14 protein-coding genes and 1 pseudogene are annotated in these 15,727 nt (G+C 73.5%); 9 read left to right on the top strand and 6 right to left on the bottom strand.

The genetic code is table 11. The features are described from left to right. Window positions 1-43 precede the first annotated feature (43 nt). From ABWK99_RS05340 to ABWK99_RS05330, 3 genes are all read right to left on the bottom strand, one after another. Window positions 44-967 (bottom strand): DUF3027 domain-containing protein, encoded by a 924-nt coding sequence (locus ABWK99_RS05340; protein WP_372593664.1) that lies wholly within the window; start codon window positions 965-967, stop codon window positions 44-46. After that, a complete protein-coding gene (locus ABWK99_RS05335; RefSeq protein WP_372593663.1) occupies window positions 967-1,350 on the bottom strand; it encodes a cold-shock protein in 384 nt (127 codons plus the stop codon). Before ABWK99_RS05335 ends, ABWK99_RS05340 begins: the two co-directional genes overlap by 1 nt. 119 nt (window positions 1,351-1,469) lie before the next feature. Further along, entirely contained in the window at window positions 1,470-1,811 is a 342-nt protein-coding gene (locus ABWK99_RS05330; RefSeq protein WP_372593662.1) for a hypothetical protein, read from the bottom strand. Window positions 1,812-2,026: 215 nt separating this feature from the next. Here ABWK99_RS05330 and ABWK99_RS05325 point away from each other — a divergent pair, with 215 nt between their 5' ends. Beyond that, complete coding sequence (locus tag ABWK99_RS05325) at window positions 2,027-4,303, top strand: helicase-associated domain-containing protein (RefSeq protein ID WP_372593661.1); 2,277 nt, start codon at window positions 2,027-2,029, stop codon at window positions 4,301-4,303. After that, entirely contained in the window at window positions 4,300-5,964 is a 1,665-nt protein-coding gene (locus tag ABWK99_RS05320; RefSeq protein ID WP_372593660.1) for a DNA repair helicase XPB, read from the top strand. Before ABWK99_RS05325 ends, ABWK99_RS05320 begins: the two co-directional genes overlap by 4 nt. Window positions 5,965-6,009: 45 nt before the next feature. On the opposite strand, the gene ABWK99_RS05315 is transcribed toward ABWK99_RS05320, so the two are convergent. Continuing rightward, complete coding sequence (locus tag ABWK99_RS05315; protein ID WP_372593659.1) at window positions 6,010-6,780, bottom strand: type 1 glutamine amidotransferase; 771 nt, start codon at window positions 6,778-6,780, stop codon at window positions 6,010-6,012. Between the two features lie 77 nt (window positions 6,781-6,857). Here ABWK99_RS05315 and ABWK99_RS05310 point away from each other — a divergent pair, with 77 nt between their 5' ends. The 7 genes from ABWK99_RS05310 to ABWK99_RS05280 all read left to right on the top strand — a co-directional run bounded on the left by ABWK99_RS05310 (window position 6,858) and on the right by ABWK99_RS05280 (window position 13,760). Continuing rightward, window positions 6,858-8,909 carry a TPM domain-containing protein gene (locus tag ABWK99_RS05310; RefSeq protein WP_372593658.1) on the top strand — a complete coding sequence of 684 codons (2,052 nt, stop codon included), beginning with the start codon at window positions 6,858-6,860 and terminating at the stop codon, window positions 8,907-8,909. Between the two features lie 95 nt (window positions 8,910-9,004). Beyond that, window positions 9,005-9,769, top strand: a complete 765-nt coding sequence (locus ABWK99_RS05305; protein WP_372593657.1) for a PspA/IM30 family protein — start codon at window positions 9,005-9,007, stop codon at window positions 9,767-9,769. Between the two features lie 121 nt (window positions 9,770-9,890). Continuing rightward, on the top strand, window positions 9,891-10,613 hold the full coding sequence (locus tag ABWK99_RS05300; RefSeq protein ID WP_372593656.1) for a response regulator transcription factor: 723 nt from the start codon (window positions 9,891-9,893) through the stop codon (window positions 10,611-10,613). Next, entirely contained in the window at window positions 10,610-12,079 is a 1,470-nt protein-coding gene (locus ABWK99_RS05295) for an ATP-binding protein (RefSeq protein WP_372593655.1), read from the top strand. Before ABWK99_RS05300 ends, ABWK99_RS05295 begins: the two co-directional genes overlap by 4 nt. Window positions 12,080-12,182: 103 nt before the next feature. Beyond that, complete coding sequence (locus ABWK99_RS05290) at window positions 12,183-13,055, top strand: hypothetical protein (protein WP_372593654.1); 873 nt, start codon at window positions 12,183-12,185, stop codon at window positions 13,053-13,055. A 107-nt stretch (window positions 13,056-13,162) separates the two neighbouring features. Continuing rightward, window positions 13,163-13,450, top strand: a complete 288-nt coding sequence (locus tag ABWK99_RS05285) for a WXG100 family type VII secretion target (protein ID WP_372593653.1) — start codon at window positions 13,163-13,165, stop codon at window positions 13,448-13,450. Between the two features lie 43 nt (window positions 13,451-13,493). After that, window positions 13,494-13,760 (top strand): DUF4031 domain-containing protein, encoded by a 267-nt coding sequence (locus ABWK99_RS05280; RefSeq protein ID WP_372593652.1) that lies wholly within the window; start codon window positions 13,494-13,496, stop codon window positions 13,758-13,760. Between the two features lie 145 nt (window positions 13,761-13,905). Here ABWK99_RS05280 and groL read toward each other — a convergent pair whose 3' ends face one another. Both groL and ABWK99_RS05270 read right to left on the bottom strand, forming a co-directional pair. Beyond that, window positions 13,906-15,540, bottom strand: coding sequence for a chaperonin GroEL (gene groL / locus ABWK99_RS05275; protein WP_372593651.1), 1,635 nt, complete (start codon window positions 15,538-15,540; stop codon window positions 13,906-13,908). Between the two features lie 73 nt (window positions 15,541-15,613). Then, a pseudogene (locus ABWK99_RS05270) lies at window positions 15,614-15,727 on the bottom strand (co-chaperone GroES); the annotation flags it as partial.

Below are 15,727 nucleotides of genomic sequence, written 5' to 3'. Positions count from 1 at the left end.
GTCAGCGCCGCCTCTCGCAGCGCGGCGGCACCCAGCGGGTCGGTCACTCCCCTGCGGGGTCCGCGGCGGGCTCGTCCGCCGGAGCGGTGTCGGCGACGGAAGGCTCGGCCTCGACGGAAGGCTCGGCCTCGACGACCGGGTCGGCCTCGAGGACCGGGTCGGCCTCAGCGACCGGCTCGCTCTCGACGGCGGGCTCGCTCTCGGCGTCGTCGTCCCGCGTGCTGATCTCGAGGTCCTGGGCCATCTCGTCGATGACGGGCGCGGCATCGGGCCAGTCGGTCGGCACCGGGCCGAGGTCCGTCTGCGAGTGCGCGCCGCAGCCGTGGTCCATGCTCACCACGCGGCCGTCGTCGGGCGACCACTCGTTGGCGCACACCCCGAACTCGGTGCGCAAGGAGCCGGCGAGCAGCAGCATGAAGCCGCAGCTCGAGCACGGGGCGCTCGCCGCGACGGCGGTGGGCGACGTCGGGCCGTTGCTCCCCCGGTACCACCGTTCGGCGGCCTCCGCGCGACCGGTGCGGGAGAGCACGCGCTCGCGGCCGAGCCCCAGCTCGAAGAGGGCCATGACGTCGACGTCGAGGTCGCCTGTCGCCTCGAAACCCTGCTCGAGACGGTCGTCGTCGGCGACGAAGGGAAGGACGTCGCCCGAACCGAGGTCTCCCGGCTGGAGCCGCTCGGACCACGGGACCCAGGCCGGGGCGAGCACGGCGCCGTCCCCCGGCAGGAGCTCGACCTCGCTGACCGTCGCCGTGCGGCCGCGCGGGACGCGGGAGAGCGTGACCGTCCAGCACCAGCCCACGTAGCCGGGGGCCGTCGTGGCGAACTGGTGGGAGACCACCCTGTCCTGCTCACGGACCGTGCCGAGGTGCTCGCCGACCAGGTGCGGACGCCCGGCGACCTCTTCGGCCGCCGCACGCGCAAGATCGACGGCGGTGGTCAGGACCGGGTCGAGCGTCGCGGTGGCCATCAGACCTCGAGGTCGTCGGCGACGGCGCGGAGCAGGCTGGCGACCTGCGCGCCACGCCCCTTCTCCGGGTAGCGGCCGCGCCGCAGGTCGTTGCCCGTCTTGTCAAGCACCTTGATCAGGTCCTCGACGATGACGGCCATGTCGTCGGCCGGCTTGCGCTGCGCCTTGGCGACGGACGGGACGGGGTCGAGCATCGTGACGGCGAGGGCCTGCGGGCCGCGCCGACCGTCGGCGACACCGAACTCGACGCGGGCGCCGGGCTTGGGCGCTGCAGCGCCGGCGGGCAGCGCGGAGGCGTGCAGGAACACCTCACCGCCGTCCTCGCCTGCGATGAAGCCGAAACCACGCTCCGTGTCGAACCACTTGACCTTGCCGGTGGGCACCGCAACTCCTGTCGTCGTACTCGAACCCCCAGGCTACCGGGCCGAAGGGCCCATGGCGTCGCGTTCCGGGCAGGGCCGGTTCGTCGTCGGGTCCCGCTCCGCTGCCGGTCAGCCGCTGGTCACCAGAAGACGGCGAGGGTGACGTTGAGCAGGGTGAGCCCGCCGATCGCGGCCCAGAGCCCGACCGGGATGCTCGGCTTCTTCCGGTTGAGCACGACGAGGACCGTGATGACCACGAGGACGATCAGCTTCACGGCGATCTTCGTGTTGTTCACCGGGTCGTCGAGGGCCTCGTCGATCCCCACCAGGGCGAGACCGGTGACGAGCATGGTGAGCGCGCCGTGGAACATCGCCGGGTCGATCCGCTTGGTCGCTCCGCTCATCTGCAGAAGGAAGCCGCCCAGGAGGCTGGCGAGACCCACGAAGTGCAGGACGAGGGCGAGGTTCTTGACGATCTCCATGGGGGCTCCTCGGCAGGCTGGGGCGGACGCGAGCGCCACCCTCGCGCTCGGACGTACCGATGCTAGGCCGTGCCGCAGCCCGACGTCCGGCGGCTTCCCGGGACGACACCGCTCGGCTCATCGCGCCGCCCCGGGTGCGCAGCCGACCGACGACCGACGCATCCCCGCTGGGACCGGCCGGGAGCCCACGGTCTCGGCGTCCTAAGGTGGTGCGGATGTCCACCTACACCGAGCACCTGCGCGCGCTGGGCCCCGAGGGCCTCGCCCGCCTGCTCGATGCACGGCCGGACCTGGCCACGCCTCCCCCGGGTACCGTGCGCGCCCTTGCTGCCCGTGCCACGACGCGGGCGAGCCTCGAACGCGCCCTCGCCGACCTCGACGCGGCGACCCTCGCCACCCTCGAGGCCGTCCTCGCGCTGACCAGCGGTGACCGCAGCGCGGAGGACGGCGGGCCGACCGTCGCGGACCTCTCCCGCGCCCTCGGGCTGGAGGCGGGCTCAGCGGTGGCGCACGGCACGCGCCTCGGCCTGCTCTGGGGAGCCGGGCGACTACGAGCAGCACCAGGACTCGCCGACACGCTCGGCCCGCACCCGGCGGGGCTGGGTCCTGCACTCCCGTCGGAGGACGAGCCCGACGCCCCCGATCTCAGCGACCGCGCCGTCGTGCTCGGGCTCCTCGACGAGGCACCGCCGGGAGCTCGCGCCGTCCTGGACGCCCTGACCTGGGGTCCGCCCGTCGGGCGCGCCCCGAGCGAGCCGGGCCCCGCGCGCAGCGCGGTGGCCTGGCTGCTCCGCCACCACCTGCTGGTGCGCGGCGACCTCTCCCACGTCCTGATGCCCCGCGAGGTCGCCCTCGCCCTTCGCGACGGGCGGACCGTCCGGGTGCCACCGGAGGCACCCAGCCCCGAGGCGGTCCCGGTCGACGCCGATGCCGTGGACGCCGGCTCGGTCCACCAGGCCCTCGACGCCGTCCGCCTCGTCGCCGCGCTGCTCACCTCCTGGGGCGGGAACCCGCCGCCCGTGCTCCGCTCCGGGGCGCTGGGGGCGCGCGAGCTGCGCCGGCTCGCCCTCGAGCTCGAGACGACTCCCGAGGTCGCAGCCCTCATGGCCGAGGTCGCCGGGGCCGCGGGACTCGTCGTGGACGACGAGGACGACCCGCCGTCGTTCTGCCCCACCTCCGCCGTCGAGGAATGGGCGGCTCTCCCGGTCGAGGAGCGGTGGGCCGCTCTCGGCCGAGCCTGGCTCGACACCGATCGCGCCGCGTGGCTCGTGGGGACACGCGACGACCGCGGCGCCCTGCGCGGGGCGCTGGACCCGACCACCCGCCGCCCGTGGGTGCGGCGCATGCGCCGTGCCGTGCTCCAGGTGCTGGCGGACACCGCACCGCCCGGGCGGCTGTCGGCCACCCAGATCCACGAGGTCCTCGCGTGGCGCGCGCCACGTTCCGCCCCGGGGCTGCACGCCGTCGAGGCGACCCTCGCCGAGGCCGAGACGCTGGGCGTGCTCTCCTCGGGGACGCTCACCGGCCCCGGCCGCGCCCTGCTCTCCGGTGAGCCGCACGTGGCGGCGGTCGCGCTCGCCGGGCTGGTCCCGGAGCCGGTCGACGAGGTCCTCCTGCAGGCCGACCTCACCGGGATCGTGCCAGGACTGCCGAGCCAAGCCCTTGCCGAGGTCCTCGACCTGACCGCGACGGTCGAGTCGCGCGGGGCAGGGCTGACGGTGCGGTTCAGCGCGGAGAGCGTCCGCCCGGCCCTGGACGCCGGGTGGTCCGGGCAGGACACGCTGGCGGCACTCGCGGCCCACACCCGTGGGACGGTCCCCCAGCCGCTGGAGTACCTGATCCTCGACGCAGCCCGCCGGCACGGGCAGGTGCGGGCCGGAGCCGCACTGTCCTACCTGCGCGCCGAGCCCGCGGCCCTCGTCGGCGCGGCCGACGACCCGGCGCTGCGCGACCTCGGCCTGCGGCAGCTGGCCCCGGGGGTCCTCGTCGCCCAGGTACCGGCAGCCGAGCTCGTCAGCCGGTTGCGCTCGCGCGGGGTCCCGGCGGTGCTGGAGGACGAGCACGGCGTCGTCCTGCGCGAGCAGGTCCCGCCGCGTCGGGTCCGCGTCCCCCGGGCGCGGGCCGTCGCGACGCCCGACCCCGCCGTGACCCGGCGCCACCTGCTCCGGGTGGCACGGGACCTGCTGAGCTCGGAACCCGAGGTGACGCGAGCCGCAGGGTCCGCCGCGACGGCCGGCGCCGCCGAGCACGGCGAGGACCCGAGCGTGGGAACAGCAGGGCCGCTCGAGGCGTTGGCCCTGCTGCGGGAGGCCGTCGCCGACCACCGGACCGTCGTCCTGGAGATCGCCGGGCCGAACGGCAGCACGACGCGCAGGGTGCGGCCCGTGCTGGTCGACGCAGGCAGGGTCCGCGCCGTCGACGCCGAGCGCGAGTCCGAGCTGACCATCGCCGTGCACCGCATCGTCCGAGCCACCTTCGAAGGAGACGCATGACCACGACGCCGGCCGGACCGCTCATCGTGCAGGGCGACAAGACCGTGCTCCTCGAGGTCGACCACCCCGATGCCGACGCGGCCCGCCGCGCGATCGCCCCGTTCGCCGAGCTCGAGCGAGCGCCGGAGCACGTGCACACCTACCGGCTCACGCCCCTGGGCCTGTGGAACGCCCGCGCGGCCGGGCACGACGCCGAGCAGGTCGTCGCCGTCCTGCTCCAGTACTCCCGCTACCCCGTCCCGCACGCCCTGCTGGTGGACGTGGCCGAGACGATGGCGCGCTACGGCCGCCTCCAGCTCATGGACCACCCCACGCACGGGCTCGTGCTGCACGCCCTGGACCGTGCCGTGCTCGAGGAGGTGCTGCGCTCCCGCCGCACCGCCGGCCTGCTCGGGACGCGGCTCGACCAGGACGACGTCGTCGTCCACCCCTCCGAGCGCGGACGGCTCAAGCAGGTGCTGCTCAAGCTCGGCTGGCCGGCCGAGGACCTTGCCGGGTACGTCGACGGCGAGGCCCACCCGATCGACCTGACCACCGAGGGCTGGTCCCTCCGCCCCTACCAGCAGCAGGCGGTCGACGGGTTCTGGCACGGCGGCTCGGGGGTCGTGGTGCTGCCCTGCGGCGCAGGGAAGACGATCGTCGGCGCTGCGGCGATGGCCCGCTCGGGCACGACGACGCTCATCCTCGTGACGAACACCGTCTCGGCCCGCCAGTGGCGGGACGAGCTGCTGCGGCGCACCTCGCTCACCGAGGACGAGATCGGCGAGTACTCCGGATCGCGCAAGGAGGTGCGGCCCGTGACGATCGCGACCTACCAGGTGCTCACCACCAAGCGGAAGGGCGTCTACACGCACCTCGAGCTGCTCGACGCCCGCGACTGGGGACTCGTCCTCTACGACGAGGTCCACCTGCTGCCCGCGCCGATCTTCCGGATGACGGCAGACCTCCAGGCACGCCGCCGGCTCGGGCTGACCGCCACGCTCGTGCGCGAGGACGGCCGCGAGGACGAGGTGTTCTCGCTCATCGGCCCCAAGCGGTTCGACGCCCCGTGGAAGGAGATCGAGTCCCAGGGCTACATCGCACCGGCGGACTGCGTCGAGGTGCGCCTGACCCTCCCCGACCACGACCGGATGGCCTATGCCATGGCCGAGCCGGAGGAGCGCTACCGCCTCGCGGCCGCGGCCGTCGGCAAGAACGACGTCGTCGAACGGCTCGTGGCACGGCACCCGGAGGACCAGGTGCTGGTGATCGGGCAGTACCTCGACCAGCTCGAGCTCCTGGCCGACCACCTCGACGCCCCGCTCATCACCGGGCAGACAACGGTGCGCGAGCGCCAGCGCCTGTTCGACGCCTTCCGCTCGGGCGAGGTGACCCGGCTCGTCGTGAGCAAGGTGGCGAACTTCTCCGTCGACCTGCCGGAGGCCGCCGTCGCGATCCAGGTCTCGGGGTCCTTCGGCTCACGTCAGGAGGAAGCCCAGCGCCTCGGCCGGATCATGCGACCCAAGGCGGACGGACGGACGGCGCACTTCTACGCCGTCGTCGCGCGCGACACGGTCGACCAGGAGTTCGCGGCCCACCGTCAGCGCTTCCTCGCCGAGCAGGGCTACGCCTACCGGATCGTGGACGCCGAGGACCTGGCGAAGGACCCGGCGAGCGACTGAGCCCCGGAAGGGCCGCCGCTCGGACGGCCCTTCCGCGACCGCGTCTCAGGCGGGCGTCGGGGCGAGCGAACCGGACCGCACGAGCGAGGCGAAGGCCATGGCGATGGCCCGGCCGCCGTGCTCGATCTCGGCCTCGCGCTCGCGGTACTGAGCGACGACGTCCGTCGTGTCGACGCCGTCCTCCTCCTCGGCCCAGGCCGTGAAGGTCTCCAGGCTCACCTCGGGGTGGAACTGCACGCCCCATGCCGAGCCCGTGCGGAAGGCCTGGAACGGGTACAGCGTCGAGGATGCGAGCCACACGGCGCCGGGAGGGAGCTCGACGACGGCATCGGAGTGCATCGACGGCATCCAGGCCAGGACCCCCGCAGCACCCGGGTGATCGGCCGGGACCCCTGCCGCGAGCGCCCCGAGCACGGCGTCGTCGGCAGCGGCCGGCCGCGGGCGGATGGCGACCACCCCTGCCTCGCATCCCGGAGGTGCCGCGACCTGCACGCGGCCACCGGTCGCGACGGCGAGCAGCTGCGCACCGAGGCAGATGCCGAGCGTCGGCAGACCGGAGCCGGCGGCCTCGGCGAGGAGCGCGCGCGTCGCGGGGAGCCACGGAGAGCCCTCGTCGTCGTACGCGTCCTGCTCGCCTCCCAGCACCAGGAGACCGGCGCCGCACTCGGACGCCGAAGGGACGGGCTCGCCGGCCCAGGCGCGCACGATGCGCAGCTGGAGCGTCGGCCCCGTCGTGGGAACAGGGTCTTCGAGGAGCCACGGGACGAAGCGGTCCGTGGGGACCGACGGCGCGTGCTCGATGACGGTGAGAATCACCGGAAGAGTGTAGGCGCTGCGCGCGGCGGCGACGACGGCTGTTTGCCCCGTGCCCACCTTTGGTCAAGGATCGAGGCGTGAGCCACACCGCAGCTGCTCGCCCGCGCGTCCGCCGGAGCCTCGTCCTCCTCGTCGCACTCCTCGGATTCCTCGGGGTGGTCGGAGCCGCGCCCGCCTCTGCGGAGTCCCCGATGGACGTCGCCGACGAGATCACCGACACCGTCGGCGCGCTCGAGGGGCGCACGGCAGAGGTGCAGTCCGCCCTCGACGAGCTCAGCTCCGCGACCCGCTACCAGCTCTTCGTCGTGTTCGTCTCGACCTTCGAGGGCGAGGACGGGCTCGACTGGGCCAACGCGACCGCCACGGCCTCCGGTCTCGGGGTCGACGACATCCTCCTCGCCGTCGCCGTGGACGACAGCCGCTACGGCATCAGCGTCGACGATGCGATCGACCTCACCGACGACCAGCTCGACGCCGTGGCAGGGGACGTGATCGAGCCGGAGCTGCAGGCGAGCGACTGGGCCGGCGCGGCGATCGCCGGTGCCCAGGGGTACCTCGACGCGGCGCTCGGCGGCTCGGGAAGCACGGCGGGGAGCACCTCGGGAAGCACCGGCTCGGGGTCGTTCGGCGCTGTGCTCGTCGTCCTCCTCGTCGTCGGGTTGGTCGTCGTGGTGATCGTCGTCGCGCGGCGCTCCCGGGGCAGGAGCGGGTCCGGCCCCCGCCGTACCGACGCCACGGCACTGCCGACGGCGGAGCTGAGCCGGCGGGCGAGCGCCGCTCTCGTCGAGCTGGACGACGCGATCAAGACCTCCGAGCAGGAGCTCGGTTTCGCCCAGGCGCAGTTCGGCATCGAGGCGACCCGCGCCTTCACCGCCGTGCTCGCCGAGGCGAGGTCGGCGATCGGGGAGGCCTTCAGGCTGCGCCAGCGCCTCGACGACGCCCAGCCGGAGACGGAGCCCGAGGCCAGGGCGATGATGCTCCGGATCCTCGAGCTGTGCTCCGGGGCCGACAGCGCTCTCGACTCGCAGGCCGAGGAGTTCGACCGACTGCGCGACCTGCAGAACCGCGCCCCGCAGGTCCTCGCCGAGACCCGCACGCGTGCCGACGAGGTCGACTCGCGGCTGGCCGGTGGCCGAGCGACGCTGGCCACGCTGGCCACGACCTACCCGCCGACCGCCCTGGCCTCCGTGGCGGGGAACGTCGACCAGGCCGCCTCCCTGCTGGACGCCGCACGCGCCTCGGTCGACGAGGGCCTCGGCGTGGTCGACTCCGACCGCGCGGCCGCCGTCGCCCTGGTCCGCGCGGCGGAGGACGCCGTCGAGCAGGCCGTGCTGCTGCTCGACGCCGTCGACCGTGCCCGTGGCGACCTCACCCAGGCCGGCTCCAGGATCGAGGCGGGGATCGCCTCGCTCAGCGCCGACCTCGCGGACGCCGCCCGGCTCGCGCCCGCCGATCCCGCCGTCGGCGCACTCGCCGGTGCCGCCAGGACCGCGATCGCCGCCGCAGCCGACGGACGCACGAGCGGGGACCCGCTCGCCCTGCTCGCCCGACTCACCGAGGCCGAGGCAGCCCTCGACGCGGCGCTCGCCCCGGCGCGGGCCCAGGCGGAGCGGGACGAGCGCGGCAGGGCGCAGCTCGCGACGATCCTTGGCCAGCTGACCTCGCAGATCCGCTCGGTCTCCGACTTCATCGAGTCCCGGCGGGGCGCGGTCGGCGCGGAGGCGCGCACCCGGCTCGCCGAGGCCGCGCGGCTGGCCCAGGAGGCCGAGCGCACCAGCGCCACCGATGTGGCCGCCGCTCTGACCACCGCCCAGCGGGCGATGCAGCTCGCCACCTCCGCCCAGCAGCTCGCGCAGGCGGACGTCTCGCAGTGGCAGTCCCCCGGCGGAGGCGGCGGCGCGGGAGGCATCAACCCCGGGACGCTCGTCCTCGGCGGGATCATCCTCGACCAGGTCCTGCGCGGCGGAGGTCGCCGAGGGGGCTTCGGCGGGGGAGGTTTCGGCGGGGGGTTCGGCGGAGGTCGGCCCGGCGGGGGGTTCGGCGGCGGTCGGCCCGGCGGCGGCCGGTCCAGCGGCTCCTTCGGCGGCGGCGGCACCCGGGGCCGCCGCGGCGGGGGTGGCCGCTTCTGATCCCGTGCACGGGAGCACGGCCGTCCGGCCGATGACCCCGATCGCACGACAGCGCACGACGTCCGGTTCGTATCCAGCACACGGAAGGCAGACAGATGGCGGAGAAGCAGACGATCCTCGGTCGCATCGCCCAGATGACCAGGGCGAACATCAACTCGCTCCTGGACCGGGCCGAGGACCCGGAGAAGATGCTCGACCAGATGATCCGTGACTACACGAACTCCATCGCCGAGGCGCAGGACGCCGTCGCGGTGACCATCGGCAACCTGCGTCTCGCCGAGGCGGACCACGCGGAGGACGTCGCCGCGGCCCGCGAGTGGGGTGCCAAGGCCGCGTTGGCCTCGACCAAGGCCGACCAGCTGCGCGCGGCGGGCAACGCCACCGACGCCGACAAGTTCGACAGCCTCGCCAAGGTCGCGCTGGGCAAGCAGATCCAGTTCGAGGGCGAGGCCCGCAGTGCCGAGCCGATGATCGCCTCGCAGACCGAGGTCGTCGCCAAGCTCAAGTCGGGCCTGGTGCAGATGGCGGACAAGCTCGGTCAGCTCAAGTCCAAGCGCGACGAGCTCGTCGCCCGGGCCAAGTCGGCGGCAGCGCAGGCCCAGGTCCACGAGGCCATCGGCTCGATCAACGTGCTCGACCCGACGACGGAGGTCTCACGCTTCGAGGAGAAGGTGCGCCGCGAGGAGGCCAGGGTCGCCGGACAGGCGGAGATCGCCGCCTCCTCGCTGGACGCCCAGTTCGAGGAGCTCGAGGACGCGGGCGAGGTCATCGAGATCGAGGCACGCCTCGCTGCACTCAAGGGCGGCTCGCCCCAGGTGATCGAGGGCAGCAGCAACCCGCAGCTGGGTTCCGGTCTCTGAGCGGACCGGGAGCGAACCGGGCGGAGATCCCTCCGCCGTACCAGGACGGCCGGGCCCGCACGGGCGCGGCCGTCCTGCTCCCTCCCAGCGGACTCCCAGGTTCGGCCCGCACACTGGGACCATGTCCGAGCGTTCCCACGCCCCCGAGGCGCGCCTCGTCGTCGTCGACGACGAACCGACGATCCGTGAGCTGCTGACCACCTCCCTGCGGTTCGCCGGGTTCGAGGTGCACCCCGCTGCCGACGGGCACTCCGCGCTCGCGAAGGTCGCCGAGGTGCAGCCGGACCTCGTCGTGCTCGACGTGATGCTCCCGGACATCGACGGCTTCACCGTGACCCGCACGATGCGCGAGCACGGCCAGCGCGCCCCGGTGCTGTTCCTCACGGCGCGGGACGACACGACCGACAAGGTCACCGGCCTGACGGTCGGCGGCGACGACTACGTCACCAAGCCGTTCAGCCTCGAGGAGGTCGTCGCGCGGATCCGCGCGATCCTGCGCCGGACCGGTGGTGTCGACGAGTCCGACTCGGTGCTGCGGTACGCGGACCTCGAGCTCGACGAGGACTCCCACGAGGTGCACCGGGACGGGCGCCCGATCGACCTCTCGCCGACCGAGTTCGCGCTGCTGCGGTACCTCATGCTCAACGCGGGCCGGGTCCTGTCCAAGGCGCAGATCCTCGACCACGTGTGGGACTACGACTGGGGCGGCGACGGGAGCATCGTCGAGTCGTACATCTCCTACCTGCGCCGCAAGATCGACCGACCGGACGGGGTCGTCGACGTCGTCCCGCTGCTGCACACCAAGCGCGGCGTCGGGTACGTCCTGCGCACCCCGCCGCGATGAACCGGTGGACCCGGCTGCCCCTGCGCACCCAGCTCACGGCCGTCTTCAGCGTCCTTCTCCTCATGGGGCTCGGGCTGACCGGCCTCGCCGCGCACGCCCTGCTGGAGCGCTCGCTCGTCGCCGAGCTCGACGCCCAGCTCGAGTCCGCCGGGACGGCACTGGCGAACCAGGCGCTGCGTCGCGACCTCTCCTCGTCCGGCCAGGACGACTCGGTCCTGCCGAGCGACTACCAGGTGGTCATCCTGGACACCTCGGGGGAGGTCGTCCAGCGCTACGCCGCCGCGCAGGCGGAGACCACCCCCTCGCTCTCGGCCCTGACTCCCGACGAGGTCACGGCGCTCGCCCAGGCACCGTTCACCGTCGGTTCGGTCTCCGGCGGCACCGAGTGGCGAGCCCTCGCCCTTCCGGTGTTCGGCCGCGCCTCCGGTGAGGTGGTGGGCTCGGCCGTCGTCGCCCTGCCGATGACCTCAGCGGAGGCCACGCTGCGGGCGATGCAGATCGCCCTGCTCACGATCGGGCTCGGTGTGGCCGCGCTGGGCGCCGTCGCCGGGACCTGGGGGGTGCGACGCTCGCTCCGCCCGCTGCGCACGATCGAGGAGACCGCGGAGGCCATCGCGGCCGGGGACCTGAGCCGCCGCGTCCCGGACGCGGCTCCCGGCACGGAGGTCGGACGCCTCGCGGACTCGCTCAACGGCATGCTCACCCAGATCGAGCGCGCGTTCGAGGCCCGGACGGCCTCGGAGGAGCGCATGCGGCGGTTCGTCGCCGATGCGAGCCATGAGCTGCGCACCCCGCTGGCCACCATCCGGGGCTACGGGGAGCTGTACCGGATGGGCGCGCTGACCGGTGCGCAGGACGTCGGCGAGACCATGAAGCGGATCGAGGACTCGGCGACCAGGATGGGCTCGCTCGTCGAGGACCTGCTGCACCTCGCGAGGCTCGACGAGGGGCGGCCCTTGCGGCACGAGCACGTCGACCTCGCCGTGCTCGCCGCGGACGCCCTCGCCGACCTGCGCGCCCTCGACCCGTCCCGGGCGGTCCGCATCGTGCCGACCTCCCCCGACGCACCGCCCTCCGCGTCCACGACGGGCGACGAGTCGCGACTGCGCCAGGTGGTCGCCAACCTCGTCGGGAACGTCGTGCGCCACACGCCGTCCGGCACTCCCGTCGAGATCGCCGTCGGGCGGCTCGGTGACCAGTCGGTGATCGAGGTGCGGGACCACGGCCCGGGCATCGCCCCGGAGCACGCCGCCCGGGTCTTCGAGCGCTTCTACCGGGTGGACGCGGCGCGCGGTCGCGCGACCGGCGGCGGCGCGGGGCTCGGCATGGCGATCGTCGCCGCGATCGTCGACGCCCACCAGGGGACAGTGACCGTCGCGCAGACGCCCGGGGGCGGGACCACCATCCGCGTCGGCCTCCCCGTCGCACCGCCCGCCGAGGAAGCCACCCCTGCCACCGAGGGATGAGAGCGGATTCACCCGATCGGGAGGACCGCCCTCATGTGACGCGCGGCGTGCCCGCTCGGGCTACGATGGTCAACCGTTGTCACCGACGGGATGAGGCTGGACCATGGGCGCTTTCGATGCGCCGCAATGGCTGATCGCTGCATGGCAGCGGTCCGTCGCGGGAGCAGGAGCAACGGCCGACCCTGGGGCCATCAGGGCCGTGGGTGAGGCACTGCTCGATCGGTGGTCGCAGCCCGACCGGCACTTCCACAACCTGCGTCACCTGGCCGACGTGCTGGCCCGCGTGGACGAGCTCGCCTCGGAGACGCACGAGCCGGAGCTGGTCCGACTCGCCGCCTGGTACCACGGCGCGATCTTCACCTCGGCGGAGAAGGCCTCCTACGCGAACCGCGGGGGCGAGGACGAGCAGGCCAGCGCGGTGCTCGCACGGGAGGAGCTGACCGCCCTCGGCCTGCCGCCGGCCTCCGTCGAGCGGGTCGTCACCCTGGTGACCGCCCTCACGCGGCACCAGCCCCGGCCGGACGACTTCGACTGCGCCGTCCTGTGCGACGCCGACCTCTCGGTGCTCGCCGGGGACCCGCAGCGCTACAAGACCTACCTGTCGGAGATCCGCGCGGAGTACGCCCACCTACCCGTCGAGGCCTTCGTCCGTGCGCGGATCGCGATCCTGCGCAAGCTCGACCAGCGCCCCACGCTCTTCTCGAGCCCGCTCGGTGCGGCGTGGGAGGAACCGGCCCGCCAGAACCTGGGCGCCGAGCTCCAGCGACTGGAGAAGGAGCTGGCCAAGATCGAGGCCGCCCGCGCGTCCGAGACGCCGGAGGTCGCCCCCGAGCCCGCGGCCGGCGGGCAGGCCGCCGGGACCCCCGCGCCAGAGCCCGAGCCGACGGCTCCGGACATCCAGCCGTTCGTCGAGCCGGTGATCCCGCCCCCCACCGGCAGGGCGGGCGGCGGGTCCTCTGCCGCGCGCCTGCGCTGAGGAGTCCGCACAGGGCTCTGCGCGCTCGGTCCGTCCCCCGTCGGCGCGGTCGCGCGATCGCCTCGGGCGCTGCCCTCCTACGGTCGTCGACGACCCGAGGAGGAGACATGAGGTACGAGGTGGACAGCGCCCAGGTGGCGCAGGCGGCCACGGCGGCAGGGACGTCCGTGGCGACGATCCGCGGTGAGGTGGCGGCGCTGCTGCGCCACCTCACCCAGCTCCAGGAGTCCTGGCGGGGCGGAGCGGCGCAGGCCTTCGGCGGGGTGCTGGGCGAGTGGTCAGCGACGCAGCGGCAGGTCGAGGCGAGCCTCGACCGGATCACCCAGGCGCTGTCGGCTGCAGCTCAGCAGTACGACGCCGCCGAACAGCAGGCCGCGAGGCTCTTCCACCGCTGAGCGTCGTGGCGACGGAGGGACCGCCGCCTGCGAGGATCTCGGGATGACCCTGCTCGTCGATCCCCCGCTCTGGCCGCGACACGGCCGGGTCTGGGGCCACCTCGTCAGCGACAGCTCCCTCGCGGAGCTGCACTCCTTCGCCGCGAGGGCGGGGCTCCCGGAACGGGGGTTCGACCACGACCACTACGACGTCCCCGCCGAGCGCTACGACGAGCTCCTCGCCCTCGGTGCCGAGCTCGTGGGTACCCGCGAGCTCGTCCGGCGGCTGCGGGCGTCGGGGCTCCGGGTGCGGGCGAGGGACCGCGGCTGACCGCTCCGCCGCCACCGTCGCCCGTGGGGTGCGCCCCGCCACCGAGCGCCGCAGGGGGCCGGGCGCCCCGCAGCAGGACCCACCGACGCCGATGGCGGGTACCCCCCGAAGGGTGCACCCGCCATCGGTCGTCAGGCAGGGGGACTCAGAAGTCCATGCCGCCCATGCCGCCGTCGCCGCCGGCCGGAGCCGCGTGCTTCTCCGGCTTGTCGGCCACGACAGCCTCCGTGGTGAGGAACAGCGCCGCGATCGAGGCGGCGTTCTGCAGAGCAGAACGGGTCACCTTGACCGGGTCGTTCACCCCGGCGGCCAGCAGGTCCTCGTAGACCCCGGTCGCGGCGTTGAGGCCGTGACCGGAGGGGAGGTTGCGGACCCGCTCGGCCACGACGCCACCCTCGAGACCGGCGTTGATCGCGATCTGCTTGAGCGGGGCATCGATGGCGAGCTGGACGATCCGCGCACCGGTGGCCTCGTCACCGACGAGGTCGGTGAGCTCGGCCGTCTCGAAGGCGAGCTTGCCGGCCTGGATGAGCGCGACGCCACCACCGGCGACGATGCCCTCCTCGACGGCAGCCTTCGCGTTGCGGACGGCGTCCTCGATGCGGTGCTTGCGCTCCTTCAGCTCGACCTCGGTCGCCGCGCCCGCCTTGATGACGGCGACGCCGCCTGCGAGCTTGGCGAGGCGCTCCTGGAGCTTCTCGCGGTCGTAGTCCGAGGTCGTGTCCTCGATCTGCGCCTTGATCTGGGCCATCCGGCCCTTGATCTGGTCGGGCGAGCCCTCGCCGTCGACGATGGTCGTGTCGTCCTTGGTGGCGACGACGCGGCGGGCCTTGCCGAAGTCCTCGAAGGCGACCGAGTCGAGCTTGCGGCCGACCTCCTCGCTGATGACGGTGCCGCCGGTCAGCGTCGCGATGTCGCGGAGCATCTCCTTGCGGCGGTCGCCGAAGCCCGGGGCCTTGACCGCGAGCACCGAGACGGTCCCGCGGAGCTTGTTCACGACGAGCGTCGCCAGAGCCTCACCGTCGACGTCCTCGGCGATGATGAGGATCGGCTTGCCCTGCTGGACGCCCTTCTCGAGGGCCGGGAGCATGTCCTGGACGCTCGAGATCTTCTTGTCGGTGATGAGGAGGAGCGGGTTCTCGAGGACCGCCTCCATCCGGTCGGGGTTGGTCACGAAGTACGCCGAGATGTAGCGCCGGTCGAACTGCATGCCCTCGGTGTATTCCTTCTCGAGGCCGAGGCTCTGGCCCTCCTCGACGGTGATGACGCCGTCCTTGCCGACCTTGTCCATCACCTCGGCGATGATCTCGCCGACCTCGGGATCGGCGGCGCTGATCGCCGCGACCGCCGCGATCTGCTCACGGTTGTCGACGGGGCGCGCCTGCTTGGCGACCTCCTCGACGATGACCTCGACGGCGCGCTCGATGCCGCGCTTCACGACCATCGGGTTCGCGCCCGCGGTCACGACGCGAAGGCCCTCGCTGACCATCGCCTGGCCGAGGACGACCGCGGTCGTGGTGCCGTCGCCGGCGACGTCGTCGGTCTTCGTCGCGACCTCCTTGAGGAGCTGCGCGCCCATGTTCTCGAACGGGTCCTCGAGCTCGATGTCACGCGCGATCGTCACACCGTCGTTGGTGATCGTCGGGGAGCCGAACTTCTTGTCGAGGACGACGTTGCGGCCCTTCGGGCCGATCGTGACCTTGACGGCGTCGGCGAGGCGGTCGATGCCACGCTTCAGCGACCGACGAGCCGTCTCGTCGAAGATGAGTTGCTTAGCCACTCGGTCTGTCCCTCCTGGAACGTGGGGTCTGCTCTCGGCGGCCGCATCGGGGCGGCGCGCTGCGAGGCGACCGTCAGTCCTCGACGATCGCGAGGATGTCCTTCTGGCTGACGATGAGGAGTTCCTCACCGTCGATCTTGAACTCGGTCCCCGCGTACTTCGCGTACAGGACCTTCTGGCCCTCCTT

The sequence above is a fragment of the Actinotalea sp. genome (assembly GCF_041597215.1).
In the GTDB taxonomy this organism is placed as follows: domain Bacteria; phylum Actinomycetota; class Actinomycetes; order Actinomycetales; family Cellulomonadaceae; genus Actinotalea.
Note: the sequence above shows the minus strand (reverse complement) of the source record. Positions and strands in the feature narration are given on the sequence as shown.